Origin of the sequence: Agrobacterium tumefaciens (assembly GCF_009649785.1) — a bacterium.
GTDB classification, from domain to species: Bacteria; Pseudomonadota; Alphaproteobacteria; order Rhizobiales; family Rhizobiaceae; genus Agrobacterium; species Agrobacterium tumefaciens.
In genome coordinates this window covers 121431-135054 of sequence record NZ_WJOK01000012.1, presented here as the reverse complement: position 1 = coordinate 135054, position 13624 = coordinate 121431, and the positions used below count along the sequence as shown (strand labels likewise).

The 13624-nt window shown below is 52.6% G+C and carries 10 protein-coding genes and 1 pseudogene; 5 read left to right on the top strand and 6 right to left on the bottom strand.

The features are described 5' to 3' along the window. Positions 1-116: 116 nt before the first annotated feature. Positions 117-867: pseudogene (locus tag GH784_RS14835) on the top strand (IS5 family transposase). Between the two features lie 425 nt (positions 868-1292). Here GH784_RS14835 and GH784_RS14830 read toward each other — a convergent pair. Continuing rightward, complete coding sequence (locus tag GH784_RS14830) at positions 1293-4859, bottom strand: YobI family P-loop NTPase (RefSeq protein WP_153793542.1); 3567 nt, start codon at positions 4857-4859, stop codon at positions 1293-1295. Between the two features lie 295 nt (positions 4860-5154). Between GH784_RS14830 and tnpA the strand changes: the two genes are divergently transcribed. Then, positions 5155-5565: an IS66-like element accessory protein TnpA gene (gene tnpA / locus GH784_RS14825; protein ID WP_112354566.1), complete on the top strand. Its 411-nt coding sequence runs from the start codon at positions 5155-5157 to the stop codon at positions 5563-5565. After that, positions 5562-5741 (top strand): IS66 family insertion sequence element accessory protein TnpB, encoded by a 180-nt coding sequence (tnpB, locus tag GH784_RS14820; protein WP_112354567.1) that lies wholly within the window; start codon positions 5562-5564, stop codon positions 5739-5741. The genes tnpA and tnpB overlap by 4 nt, the downstream gene beginning before the upstream one ends. 128 nt (positions 5742-5869) lie before the next feature. Here the strand turns inward: tnpB and GH784_RS14815 are convergent, their stop codons facing one another. From GH784_RS14815 to GH784_RS14805, 3 genes are all read right to left on the bottom strand, one after another. Next, a complete protein-coding gene (locus GH784_RS14815) occupies positions 5870-6580 on the bottom strand; it encodes an autoinducer binding domain-containing protein (protein ID WP_153793541.1) in 711 nt (236 codons plus the stop codon). Further along, a complete protein-coding gene (locus GH784_RS14810) occupies positions 6577-7341 on the bottom strand; it encodes an acyl-homoserine-lactone synthase (RefSeq protein ID WP_065703236.1) in 765 nt (254 codons plus the stop codon). The genes GH784_RS14815 and GH784_RS14810 overlap by 4 nt, the downstream gene beginning before the upstream one ends. Positions 7342-7497: 156 nt before the next feature. After that, complete coding sequence (locus tag GH784_RS14805; RefSeq protein WP_020811874.1) at positions 7498-8217, bottom strand: helix-turn-helix transcriptional regulator; 720 nt, start codon at positions 8215-8217, stop codon at positions 7498-7500. 813 nt (positions 8218-9030) lie between these two features. Between GH784_RS14805 and GH784_RS14800 the strand changes: the two genes are divergently transcribed. Both GH784_RS14800 and GH784_RS14795 read left to right on the top strand, forming a co-directional pair. After that, positions 9031-9765 carry a response regulator transcription factor gene (locus GH784_RS14800; RefSeq protein ID WP_065703092.1) on the top strand — a complete coding sequence of 245 codons (735 nt, stop codon included), beginning with the start codon at positions 9031-9033 and terminating at the stop codon, positions 9763-9765. Continuing rightward, on the top strand, positions 9755-11155 hold the full coding sequence (locus GH784_RS14795) for an amidohydrolase family protein (protein ID WP_065703094.1): 1401 nt from the start codon (positions 9755-9757) through the stop codon (positions 11153-11155). The genes GH784_RS14800 and GH784_RS14795 overlap by 11 nt, the downstream gene beginning before the upstream one ends. Here the strand turns inward: GH784_RS14795 and GH784_RS14790 are convergent, their stop codons facing one another. Together GH784_RS14790 and GH784_RS14785 are read right to left on the bottom strand one after the other, a co-directional pair. Further along, complete coding sequence (locus tag GH784_RS14790; RefSeq protein ID WP_153793539.1) at positions 11156-12496, bottom strand: MmgE/PrpD family protein; 1341 nt, start codon at positions 12494-12496, stop codon at positions 11156-11158. It lies immediately after the preceding gene. An 11-nt stretch (positions 12497-12507) separates the two neighbouring features. Next, positions 12508-13605, bottom strand: coding sequence for an ornithine cyclodeaminase (locus GH784_RS14785; RefSeq protein WP_113049194.1), 1098 nt, complete (start codon positions 13603-13605; stop codon positions 12508-12510). Positions 13606-13624 lie beyond the last annotated feature (19 nt).

Sequence of the window (13624 nt, the reverse complement as noted above, 5' to 3'; positions counted from 1 at the left end):
GGTTCCTAATATCCCTAGTCTTTTATTGCCATCCGTCAGCCTAGGCTCAGGACCTATTAAATAGCTTGCGTAGGCCTCCCCTTGTTGATTCATTGTGATCGAAAGGAGACGCTGTTATGAGTGATTTGATGCTTCTGTCAGATGCGCAGATGCGCCGCATTGAGCCGTATTTTCCATTGTCGCACGGCGTGCCACGCGTTGATGATCGGTTGATTTTGAGCGGCATCATTTTCGTTTTGCGCAATGGGCTGAGATGGCGCGATGTGCCAAGAGAGTATGGTCCGCACAAGACGATCTATAACCGCTTCATCCGCTGGAGCAGGCTCGGCGTATTCAATCGGATTTTGGCTGAGCTGACTGCCAAACGCGGCAAGCCGGAGCAGTTGATGATCGATGCTACACATTTGAAAGCCCATCGCACCGCAGCCAGTCTGCTAAAAAAGGGGATGTTCCCCGACGTATCGGACGAACCAAGGGCGGCCTGAACTCCAAGCTGCTGTCTGCGATGGTCACGGTCGGCCGCTGATCTTGCTTTTGAGCGAGGGGCAGATGAGCGATTACAAAGGTGCCGCACGGATGATCGAAGCCTTTCCAAAGGCCAAGACCTTGCTGGCGGACAAGGGTTACGACGCCGATTGGTTTCGAGAGGCCCTGGCGCAGCGCAAGATTACCGCCTGCATTCCTTCAAGAGCAAGCCGCAAGGTCGTTATCCCGCATGATCCCACGCTCTACAAAAAGCGCCACAAGATTGAAAACATGTTCGGCAGGCTCAAAGACTGGCGGCGAATTCACACCAGATACGATCGCTGCCCCCACACTTTCTTCTCAAGCATATGCATCGCAGCTACCGTCATCTTCTGGCTTTGATTTAACGAGTCCCGAGCCTAGTTCTTCTGACAAAGCCCCTCGCTCTTGCTCTTTTTTGTCGTGGCAATAACACTCCCCGTCCGAAAAGGAGCAACACCATGGCGAAGAAGATTCACCCAGCCGACGCTGCCAACCGCGCCAAGATCGCAACCGCTACGCACACTTCAACGTGAATCTGTGCCGCAGCCCTACCAGTAAGATCAATCACGAAGCTGCCACGCAGGCCGAGACAGCTAAGATCACCGCCGAATTCAAGAGAGCCCCCCCCGATATTCCAAGCCACCACACCGGAATGGATCGAGGTTTTTGGTCAGGAGGAAATTGTTCAGGCTGGCGCGGTGGCGATGAAATGCTCAAGGTAAACGCAGAACGCTAACGCCAAAAAAATAAAGGTGAAAGCCCTCCGGACGGCATTTTCGTCACGACTACTTTCGAAACTTGTTGATCCGGATAATCCCTGTAGAAATTGATACGCTATACGAGGAAACTACTTTCCGCGCTTTAAGCCAAGACGCAAACTGCATATTGGTGTCCGTCAGTTCTATTTTTGGAATTTTTTCGGATGTCACTACGTCGCAATATGGAGACGGCAATTCCTCGAGAATGCTGCGGACTTCTTCCAGGGATAGACTTTCCTGCAATTTGTTGAACAGAGATATTTGGGGTTTACCTTTCCGAGAATTTACAATGATAGCTCGTATGAAATCAGGATGGTAAGGCTTTCGCGGAATAGGCTGTCCATTCAAGACGGGCGCTACCAATGCAGCGACCTCAGGATGACCGACTATGAAATTCGGATCAATTTCAGAAATGACGAGCATTTTTTGCGCTTCTGATATGCGTTCTTGCAAAAGCTCCCCGCGTAAACTGTCGTCCATCTCGAACTCATCGCGGTCGCTCCAGTAGCTGTTGAAATTCGTTGCGATAAAGAAGGGTTTTATGCCTTCGTCCATCGCTTCGAAGTTCTCACTTGAGAACGAGATTTTGCGTGCTTTAATAAGGATTCTGAGTTTTTCAGAGCCGACGCTCGGCAGCTTAGTGAATTGGTTCGGAAGATTGCTAATGTATGAACGGTATATTTCATCGTCAAACGCTTCGTTGTTGACCAGAAACTGTCGAAGTTTACGCCACTGCTCTCCGTCTGCTACTGGAGTTTCGGAAAGCACCTCAGCTGCATTCCCGCGCTGCAAATAGGAGGTTAGCACTTCATCGTCATAGATGTCGCTGTTGATGTATTTTAGGCAGTTTTCCCACGTACTCTCGACTTTCTCAGTGAGAAGGAGCACTTCGTAAAATCCCTCCGGAACGTCGCTTAGCGAATGAATGCGGGCGGATTGCATCTCGAGGAACTGGGCTCGGCTATCAAAATCCACCTCCTCATGGTTCAGCACTTCAACGACGGCCCTTGCATCCTCAAACGTGTTTTCTTTTAAGCTCAGCAACACGTCCGTGAGATACGCACCAAAATTCGCATCAATGTGGGCACGAAGTCCGCTATCGTTAGCCCTGCAAACCGCGGTATAATTTCGCGTCTCAAGATCATTGAGGTTAGAATATCCGATGGAATACGCCATAATGTGCCTGATGTTCTCGATCGAAATTCTATAAAGCTTTTCAGCTATAATGAACTCGGAAGCACCGCTGTAGTCAGAAATGCTTATTAGACTTGTGACAACAACATTACATACCTTAAGGCGTTTGAATTCGAAGTCCACATTCTGGTCGAGAACTAGGCTCAAATTTTCAGAAAGGAATTTAGATAGCGCAGCGCGGCCTTTGCTTTCTGAAGCGAAGAACTCCTCAGGAGCAAATGCAAGAATACGCGCCGCATGAGCCACAGCTTGCGAGCCTTCTAGAGCGACCAAGGGAAAGTCAGACCAATTAGCCAAAAGCATTGAGATGAGCCGATCGGTGAACTTTCCAGTCGCATAGTGACCTGTGAAAAACTCCTCACATTCATCAAAATTCTCCTTCACAAATGCGATTGCCCGATCAATACGGGTGGCATTTTCGCCGCAATTCTCCAGCATATACTCGAATATATTCAAATTTAGGACGTACTCACGGCCGAAATCGTCTTCCCTCATCGATGCTAATACTTCAGGAATATTGTTCAATTGGAAATTTGGACGGGGGTTTTTGTAGGCGCGGATCTGAAGAAGAAACTGATGATCATGGGGGGAAAGGCGTTCGCCGTGAAATAGCGAAATGTACTGGTGATATGAGTCATCAAGATATCCTTCTAAGATAAGATATCTTAGAAGATCTCGATTTCCGCTCGCCTCCCCAAATGTCTCGTCGATTAAAGCGGAGCCTGTCCTAAGAATCTCGTGGAATTTCTTCATGCGCAAGAGCGGAATCTCGCGTTTCAGTTGCTCTAACTTTTCAGAAATCCTCGCTCTAGAATCCGCCGCTTGACTCTCAATGGCATTCTTTCGTTCAGCGTACGTCATGCTGGAGTTAATTGCTTTTTCGACGCTCGATAACTGGACCGAGTTCGGCTGACCATATTGGTTGGTAATTGATATTGTGTTCCCTGAGAGGATTTTTTCAAAATCGGGATGGTCAGGAAGCTTTCCGATGCCGATTTGTCCAGTATCTGTGGCGATGGTCGCTGTATGTGGTGGAAGTTGTGAAATGATGCCTATAGCAAAAACTCTACGAAGGTCTCTGATGTCATCCAGTGTGTGATTTTCAACTCTATCAATTTCGCCTTGTATTTCGTTAATTTGGAGTCGTATTTGGCTCTCTGCTTTAGCGATGATATCTTCGTATAGGCGCAATGCTTTAATTAGTAGGCCGTCCTGTTTGTGGAGGGAAGCAAAGTCCTTTGGCATTACATTCTTATAAATAAGTATGGCGAGCAGCCGATTGGCATCGATTACCCCTTCATTCTGTTGCGCAGTCAGGTTGCTGTAGTATACGATGTATTCGTTGAATACGTTAGCAATAAGCCTCATGTCATCCAGGTATCGCGAGACATCACGCAAGAAACGAGGGTCAAGCTGCCCCGCAAGTCCAATTCGATTCACATGTGTCAAAACCTTATCTATTGAATTAGAATGATTGATTACAGGTATTATTGGAATAATAAATTCGAAGAACTTCGTCCGATCTGTTGTAACAAAAATTTCGTCACGTAGAGCATATATAAAGCGGATGCGGCGGCGTATGCCTGAGTTCTGGTTCACCAACGCATTAATCTCGCGCAAAGTCACAAAGATATGCGGCTCCTCGAACCGGTCCAAATCTTCTATGATAACTAGATCGTATTCCGTTGACTGAAAAAAATATATTATTTCGTCAAGATGCCTGTTGAGAATTGATTCTTGATCAAGTGCTTTGGGAGCGATCTGTATGTCTTTAAGCGAAACGCTTTTAAGAGAGACGTCAAAGCTTTTGACATATATTCCATAAGCGAGCCACCATATGCAGGCAATCCCGCTGACAAAAGCCACATAATTAAACCAGTTCGAAATTTTCCATGGCGTGAAGTATTTTCCGTTGGTTATGATTGATACGTTGTTGAAAAGATACCAAGCACAGAATAAGCCTACACAAAGCGCCAGTGCGCTTAGAATCGACAGTCTGTGTGGCGTCTGAATCCGTTTAAAGCGTGAATGTGGTAGATTGTTTGCATTTGCTCCGTATAACAATTGCTGCAGGATACTTCGCTCAATTTCTTGTTTGCTTAATTTTGTTTTTCCTTCTGTTTCCGCCTCAGGTATGAAGGAAGCCAGTGATAAGGGTAGTGCTTTTCCTTCGTACGACTTAAGAAATGTCTTTATCACGCTGCTTTTACCAGACCCGTAAGGCCCAGTGAGCGCGATGTTGAATACGTTCTCCCTGCCGATGGCCGCGTTGAGCGCGGACGAGTAAACGCCAGTTCGATCAGCATCGTCGGTAGGAGCCAAATCGACAAATCGGTTATCCAACTTTACCCTAGGTTTGGCTTTGAAGAATTCCCGCCATAGGTTTTTGAAAGAGCTCAAAGGATCACCTGCTTGATTAACGACGTTACCACCAATTGAACTGGCGAGTTATTGGACACCTCCAGAAATACACGCTGATTCAACGGAAGCCACAACCCTACGTTCGTCTTATGAGCAAAAAGAATCGCTCACTGAGGCCAAGGCAATTTACAGAGGCCGTCGTCAACAGTGTTGCGAAGGCGCTGCCGAACCATGTGCTTAAAATCTCGTAGAGAGGGTAAGCCCCCGGTGAGGGCCGCATTTCGAGGTTGATGCGAACATCCGAAGTCCTAGTGCAAACACTAGGAGTAGTCCTATGACGAAGCATCCAATTGAAGTGATCACGTCTGTCGAGCGCCGTCGGCGCTGGTCTCGCGAGGATAATGAGCGGCTCGTTGCTGCCTGCCTTGAGCCAAGGGCAGTTCTCTCCGAGATTGCGCGATCGGCCGGCATCCACGTGAGCCAGCTCTTTCGGTGGCGCAAAGAGCTTTGCCATATCGAGGAACCGAGGCTCGAGTCGGCGAGCACGTTGATGCCTGTGATCGTGTCGGAGGCTGCGACGGCAATCCAGCCCACCGCCACGGAAACGCCGGCCCCACCGCAACCCCGCGGGAAGCGTAGCGATGTGATGATTGAGCTGGGCCGCGGTCGCCGTGTCCGTGTGGACAGCGACATAGACACTGAGGCCCTTGGCCGCGTTCTCGATTGTGTGCTGGGTCGGCGATGATCCCGGTTCCTGCTGGTGTGAAGGTCTGGTTGGCGACCGGCCATACGGACATGCGCAAAGGCTTTCCCGGTCTGTCGATGATGGTGCAAGAGACGCTGAAGTGCGATCCGATGTGTGGAAATCTGGAGCAAGAGCGCTGTACAAATGTCGGCGTTCTGCGAGACGCCGCCGACTGAATTACCACGAATTTGGGGCAGGTCGTCCTGCTGTTCATTGCCCACGCCGGCGACAGCTATTTCCCTATAAATACAATGCCTTCTACTATTGAAGATTCAATCTTAGTGGTTTGCCTGAAGCCCTAATCTTAGATCAATCCCAACTTTGTGGCCAATGCGGTTGTCTGGGGAAGGGTAACGGTCTTAAGTTTCCGTCGAATGGTCTTCATATGAAAATTGACCGTATGGTGTGTCATGTTTTCGAGGAGGGCTATCTCCTGGGTCGTTTTCCCTTCGGCGGCCCACTTGAGCACCATTGACTGCCGCGCCGTCAGTTCGATGGCCGGTGCTCTGATCGATGCCGCCTCGGTTGCCTCCACGCACATGTGGAGTAATGCCACAGCGTTTGCACTCAGAACAGGCTGTAGTTGGTATTTGTGGGGCAACGTTACATCGCCGGTGAAAAGTGAGAGGGTAAACAAATCGCTGAAAGGCGCCATCACGGGCATGCATATGCTGGCCCTGATGCCCGCCTCGTCGGCACTGGAATAGAAGGTCTGGTCGGGTCCGCGCGCGACTTTTCTCTCATGCTCAAAATCAAAGACGAATGGTGCCATTATTTCACGGGTGCGGTCCAGGATTGGATCGATCCTGTCGAAATGCTCCTGCCGATATTGGTCCAGCCACGCCTCGGGAGCATTCGACAGGATGGAGTTCCCAAACCCGGGATGACGGACAGTCAGCGCATGAAAATAGTCAAACCCCAGCTCTTGGGTCAGGTGATCGAGTAGTTCTGTAGTCGCTTGGCTGGTTTTCATCATGGACGTCGTATCGATCAATTTGTGTAGCCAGAGTTTCATCCGAGGTATTTTCCTCCCATCCGTGAGAGACACGTCTGGCTGCGGGCTGCGTTGCAGGTCCAGAAGAGCTCCGTTTTTCTAAGAGGTTTGATGTGGTCCGAGCCTTGAGGCGTTTGTCTTGCGGCCGCTTCTGACGCCGCTGGCAAAAATCGCCTGTATAGAGGTCGTGCAACTCGAAGGACTGTTCGCATTTGCTGAAGAGTTTCCTCTGAAACAGCGAACACGCCGCAACACACCGGAAGCCGGCCATAACCGTCAGCACGGCCAATCTCCTCCACGATCAATCCGGCTCGCCGATATACTCTCTCCATTGGCGGTTCGTAGTTTGACACAAGTGTTTTGATGCCATGCGCAAAGGCGCATTCGAACAGGGCCAGCAAAAGGAACCCAAACGCTCTTGATGGGCTGAGCGTCGGTTGAGACGCTCTGAGGAGGTCGACATCAAGGCACATTCGTGTGCCTTCCCATGTGGCTGGTGACACCAGATCCTCTGCCGGCAAAGTTCGCCTGAACACATCATGCAGCAATGTCGGCCCTGTCGTCGGCATGAGCCGTACCGTGCCATAGAGATGGTGCGCGTCCTTGTCACACCAGACCAGGTACACAGCGCCTAACTCGTCATACGCGTCCCGTTCAAGACCGTGATGCACATCGACCTGCCAGCCAAGACAATCGTGAAAAACCCGCTTCCGCAATCGGAACGACTGCTCCAGCAGGCCTGCGTACCGATAATATTGATAGGGTTGGATAAGAAGGAACACGAGCCAATCTCCGATCATGTGTCGGAATAGGATGCACGTAAATCCCGAGTTGGCCATCGCTACAGATGGGTACAATCAATTGAGGTATTGCGCCGAAAATTGAAGGTCTTTGGTTGTTGTGCCACTAGGGTGAAAGTCCCGGTTCGTGCTGCTAAATCAGATGTTGATCAGCCTGAACTTCATCGCCTGGACTGCGGCGGATGAAATAGTTGCGCATCCAAGCTTTAACCGGCCCGACTTGAGGTAGCTTCTTGCCGTATGCTCGGAAATTCCGAGAATGAGTGCAATATCCTTGTGATCTTTTCCGCGTGCTACCCATGACAGGCACTCCCGCTCGCGTGCACTGAGACCCGGAACAGGGTCTTCTCCGCCATGAATCTCCGTGATCGCCTTCATATGGATCTGATAGGCGATTTCGATCCAGTCTGACATATTTCCTGCAACAAGTCTGTCCCAGCCTTTCGGGTCGTGCTCCGCACTGAGGGAGAAAATCGCCCGCCGGCCGACCCTGTCAGTAATGGGGATCGAATAACCGAACTCTCCGACGCCATGCTGCCGGGCATCATCAAAGAATGCTGCGATTTCGGGCGTCATTTCGAATTCACGCCAGTCGAATGGAAGCTGCCGCAAAAAGCCCTGTTGCACAACAGGATCGACCTGAACATATCGCTTCAGGAAATACCGTGCGATCCATTCCGGACTGTAAGTTGATTGAACAAACGGCGCATCAAGGTCGCTGATCACAGTTGCGGTGAGATGATAGGTGACGAAATCGACGTCGTAAATTCCCTGAACACATAAAAGAGCCTCGTAGACTGTGGGGGCATCTGTGATTGTCTCGATAGCCTTGGCGAGATTCGCAGACACTGATTTCATGCCGTAATCCTTTTCGTTGTGAGGTGAGTCTCACGGCGCAGACGACAAGCACCTCGTTCCCCATGGGCGCTCAACGACAACGCGCCAGCGTTTTAGACGACCGACATCCTCATGATTTTGCCGCTCGTCTTTCGGTTGAAGCCGTGGCAGGCTGTACCGCGTCCAGACTTATTGTTCGGCTATCGGCTCGACGTTGGGGGGAACGATCGCTTCGAAACCGACGCCTTATCAACATTTTTTAGCTTTGGTCAGCGTCCCGCTCGGTCGCTGATAGCTCGCCCGTCAGGAGTCACGCCGAGCGACCGTCTTGGTCTGGCAGCAGCATCTTTCCGTTGCGGCCTATGTAGCTTCCAACCAGACCGCAGCGATGGCGTGGTAGCCCGGATGCCTGTTGCCCGTTGGTGGAGGCATCTACTTCGGCAACGCAAAATAGCCGTTTCGCACAGGCGTTTATCGCTGTTTGGATGATGCGATGATAATTCAACGATTGCGACGCTACGCTTCCGATCTCGCTGCCAAGCGTTCGATACGAAGCCATCCCTGGTCTTTCCGCTCTTCGATGTGGTCAAATGTCCGTCCCTGCAATGATCGTCCTGCGAGTAGCCAAACTGTGTCGGCGGCCACCGTCTCCCCTGATAACAAAGATAAATTTCAAATGTGCCACAACGCATCACTTTTGGCGACTACTACTTCTAGTAGTCGATTTCACATCGAAAATGAGAGAAAGTAGTGTGTCGATTATAGGTATGTTGCTTCGATGCAGGAGGTAACAGCCCTGCTTTTGTAGGGTGCTGCCGACGCAAAGGACATTTGATGAAAAAATTGATCCTGATCGGTTCGGTTGATGCGGACTTCTTCCTCCTCCTTTCACATATTCTGGAAGTTGAGGGTTATCAGGTTCGGATGGCCAGAGGCGTGGAAGAAATGTCGCATCTGGCCGACGATCACCAAGTCATGGCTATACTGCTTGACTGCAGACCTGATCCCTTTCCCGCGGTTGAGCTCTGTGACAGGATCAAGGGAAATCATCGCACGGCGGGCGTCCCCGTGCTCGCGATCATTGGTGCGGGCGCCGAGGGGCAATATGTCGATATGCAGCGCGCCGGCGCCGAAGAATGTTTCGTCCGGCCATTTGCGCCGGTCAAGCTGCTTGAATATCTGCGCAAGCGTACGCTCAGCCGGGCACTGCCTCGAGTGCGATCAGGGCAGTTGTCCTATGGCGGCATTGAGATTGATTTCGAGCATCATCGGGTTTCAAGAAACGGTCTAAACGTCCATTTGGGACCACTGGAATTTGCTCTGTTGTCGTACTTAATGGAGCGACCGACCGAAATTTGCCGGCGGGCGGAGCTCATGAGTGCGGTGTGGCCAGGTCTGCATCATGTCGAAGAGCGCACACTGAACGTCCACATAGGCCGATTGCGAAAGAGACTGAACGGGAACGGGCAACCCGATCTTATCCGCACCGTCCGGGGTGTCGGCTACATTCTGGAATCCCATGCGCGTCAGGCTCCAGACGGTTTGGGGGACGATCGCAATGTCTCATAATCGGCTCGACAGGATCATACGCGGTGCTTCCGTGATAACGGGAGATGGCGCGACATTTCATGAAAATGCATCCATCGGTATCGGAGAGGGCAGAATTGTTTTCGTCCAGCCAGGAGATATATCCATCAATCCTGATGAGATCGACGTCATCGACGCTCACGGCCACACGATTATCCCGGGCGTTATCAATGCGCATGCCCATGGCTGCGTGTGCGGGCCATCTATGCCGAGCGGGTCGTCTCCTGTCGATAGGGACGTGATCGTCTGGAACAGGAACAGGCACCTTCTCGAAGGGACGTCGACATTGTTGAATGTATGCGGGTTGGCGTTGCCTGATGAGGCGTTTGAGGTCGATCCACATCCGCTTGATGTCCATATCTCCACAGCGCATACCCCTTCCAATATCGAAGCCGCCTTGGCAATCGATGGTGCCGGTCTTTCCGAACGACATCGACATGCATCCATCGATGATGCTTTGTCTCAAGGAGCAAAAGCCCTTGGCGAGGTTGGCGGGGGCCAGACACTGGGAGGCGGTGCACAGGAATATCGGTTCATTCCCGAGGCGATGAAACGGGCGACGGGACGGGAGGTATCACCTCTGGTTTCACGCCAGTTGCGAAATGCCGTGGTCGGCCGATACCTGAAAGTCGAGGATGGAGTTTCCGATCGCGAATTGCAGGAGATACTCAACGAATGCGGTCTGTCCGATGTCTGCAGCGTGCGAACCGTCCGTCAGGTCATTCTCGCGTCCGTAATGCCACCGGTCGACCTCGCGCTGAGAGGCTTTGAGGAGGTGGCGCGAGAAGCCGCGCGTGTGGGCTTCCCGGCGATTTTTCACAATTCTGCGCCGTCGGTCCAACGTCTGATCGAAGTCGCTGAGAAATACCCCCACGCAAACATCGTCGCGGGTCATACGAACCATCCGATGTTTCTGCCGGATGAATCCGTGTCATTCGCCCACGAACTGCGACGGCGTGGCGTCACCATCGATGTCTCAACGCTTGACAGCATCCAGACTCGTTGGCGCAATAATCCGGCGAATTTCGACGCCCTGATCGAGGCCGGATGCGTCGATACGATCTCGACTGACTATGCCGGCGGCCATTGGGACAGCATCCTCGTGGCAATCCAGCGCATTGTTAACAAGAAGCAGATGTCACCGGCTGCAGCTGTCGCATTGGCGACCGGGAACGTCGCACGCGCCTTTCCACAATTGGCAAGCGATCGCGGTTTGATCGAGAAGGGCAGGCGCGCCGATCTCGCGATCGTCGATCGTGTCAACCTGGGCCGCGTCCGTCACGTCATCATCCGTGGCAAGGTGGTGGTCTGGAATGGAACGATCAAAGGCAATAGTTCGGGCGCTTCTACGGCCAAGCGAAGCGATCAATAATCACAGGTCGGCCGAAATCTCTCGCAGGAACGGCAGAGGATCACCATACTTGAGCTGGTCAATCGCCGTGTCGAAAACGTCCTCACGCGCTGCACTCATTTTGCCCTTGCACACCTCATGGAACTTCTCCCCAAGGTCGTCCCAAAGCATCGGTCGGCCCGCATCGCCACGCGGCATAACGGTGGTGGAGGTTATTTCGCCCGAAGGAGTGGTTAATGTCACTCTAGCCAACGTTTCTGACGGAAATTTTTCGTCGATCTGTTCATCGAGGGCCAGGGTAACGGCACCGGCAAGGGAACAGATTTCCCGGTCATCGAGAAGTCGCTCATCGATGGGCGCCAGCGCAGAGGCGCCACGACGGACGGCCGCTGCCAGACAAAAAGGCAAACTGTATTGAGCCTCCACGAGAGTTTTCGGTATGACTTTGTTTTGCAGCCGCTGAGCCCACTGGAATGTGTGGACCTCGATTGACAGTACGTCTGCCGGCTCGAGTCCCCGGCTTTGCATGAGGTCCAGCGTTGCATCGATGGCCGGATGGATATAGCGGCAACAGGAATACGGCTTGAAATAGGTCCCCAGGATTTCCCAGGTCAGACCAAGCCCGTTCTCGATACGATCCCTGTCAAAATGGGAAGCGTGATCGAGAATATCTTCTGGGCCCGTAAACCCCGTTTCGGCCAATTCGAGTGCGGTGAGGCCAGTGAGGACGCTCCACGGGATTCCTTCTTTCGCATGATTCCCGGTGAGCTTCGAATAGCCGGAACTTCCATTTGCCGCCTGATTGGGGGCCCATACACCGTTGATCGCCAAGGCTTGGGCAAGATGATCAGCGCGTGTGCGATTGATACTGCCGGCTGCAGCGACCGCACCATAGCCGGCCCAGAGACCGCTTTGGCGACTTTTTATGGTCTCAAGATTTTGTGCGGCGGCGATCCGAATGGCGATCTCGTAGCCGGCGACGATCGCAGCGACGAATTCGTCCGCGTCGATTGCCCCGTCCGCGGAGGTGGCCAGAACAGCAGGGATCACCGCAGCACCTGGATGTCCGCGCGCGGCACGATGACCATCATCAAAATCAAGGGCGCAAACAGAAGCCGAGTTGGCGAAGGCGGCGCCGATGGTCGATAAGCGATGCTCCGAAAACCAAAGGGCCGCGTTTCCGAGACCGAAAATTCGGCTGGCAACAAGTCTGGCGCTTGTCGATCCGGTGGTATGTTTGCCGGCGAGAGCGCAGGTCGCGGCGTCGAGCAGGCAGCACAGTGCCTTGTTCCTCACCTCTACCGGCACGGTATGGAAAACACCGTCAGCAATGCATTCGGCGAGGAGCTTCGTCATATACATGGGAGCATCTCTCAGTGGGGCGCTTCAACAACCGTCGCTCCGCCGGCGTTATCATCAGTGACGCCTGACAAAGCCTCATAGACATGTGCGGCCACATAAAGGTCCAGCATGGGCAAACCGACACAGGTGATGTGGACAGGTTTTTCCTGTGCGATCTCAGACGGATCCAGAACCGCCGTAATTGACCGGATGCCGAGAAGTGGTCCCAATTGCTCCAGCGTCGTTCCTTTCCGCGAGAAGTGAAGCGCGAGGCTTTGCGAACCACGACGCGACACCATCTCCACGTCGTCACACAGAACGCTACCGCACCGCAGCGCCCGTTCCAAATGTCCCGTGGGTGTTTCATCTCCACCCAGATGAAGCACGGGAGCGTCGCCTATCTCACTGGCCTCGAAGACGGGAGCTTTGGCGTTTGATGCAGTAATCACAAAATCGCATCGACCGAGATCGGCGTTGTCCCGAACGGGAATCATGTCGAAGGTTACCGTCTTTTCCAGCGATCTCGCGAACCGTATGGCTGAGTCAACTGTGCGGCTACGGATAAAGACTTCGCAAATCTTTTCCCCGTGGCATCGATCAAGCGCCAGAACGATTTTTTCAGCAATCGGTCCGGCGCCGAACAGGAAGATAGACATATCTCGACGGCGCGCGAGCAGTCGTTCAAGAACAAGCGTCGCATAACTCGCCGTCCTGGCGGCGGAGATGTCGGTTCCATCGAGCAGGCAAAGAGGAAGGAGGGTGAATTTGTCCAGGAGGACAATCGTGGACCGTGACCGTGGAAGACCGAGCTGGCGATTGAGGGCGTTCGCGCCCACGATTTTCACTGCCCCATAGCGGCTGTTGACGCTTGAAAGGCAGGACAACTTCCAGCCAAGACGCTCCTCCAGCGATACTGCATCCTTGATCAAGGGATGCCTGTCAATCTCTCCGGGGGTGATGGACAGCACGGATTTCGTGCCGTACGCGGAACCGCGCGCAATGTCGTCCCATGCTTTGCCGGCAACCTCATGGACGATCTTGCCATCAAGGAGAGCCTCGTTCCCGGCGATATCTGTCGCGCAGTAACACGGTATGTCTGACAGGCTTGGACTGATAATTCCTCCACTCATGCGAGTTCCTCCTCGAACA

Coding starts and splice junctions, on each gene's coding strand:
- tnpA (WP_112354566.1), top strand. CDS start 5,155: ATGACGAAGCATCCAATTGAAGTGATCACGTCTGTCGAGCGCCGTCGG.
- GH784_RS14795 (WP_065703094.1), top strand. CDS start 9,755: ATGTCTCATAATCGGCTCGACAGGATCATACGCGGTGCTTCCGTGATA.
- tnpB (WP_112354567.1), top strand. CDS start 5,562: ATGATCCCGGTTCCTGCTGGTGTGAAGGTCTGGTTGGCGACCGGCCAT.
- GH784_RS14815 (WP_153793541.1), bottom strand. CDS start 6,580: ATGAAACTCTGGCTACACAAATTGATCGATACGACGTCCATGATGAAA.
- GH784_RS14790 (WP_153793539.1), bottom strand. CDS start 12,496: ATGTATATGACGAAGCTCCTCGCCGAATGCATTGCTGACGGTGTTTTC.
- GH784_RS14805 (WP_020811874.1), bottom strand. CDS start 8,217: ATGAAATCAGTGTCTGCGAATCTCGCCAAGGCTATCGAGACAATCACA.
- GH784_RS14785 (WP_113049194.1), bottom strand. CDS start 13,605: ATGAGTGGAGGAATTATCAGTCCAAGCCTGTCAGACATACCGTGTTAC.
- GH784_RS14800 (WP_065703092.1), top strand. CDS start 9,031: ATGAAAAAATTGATCCTGATCGGTTCGGTTGATGCGGACTTCTTCCTC.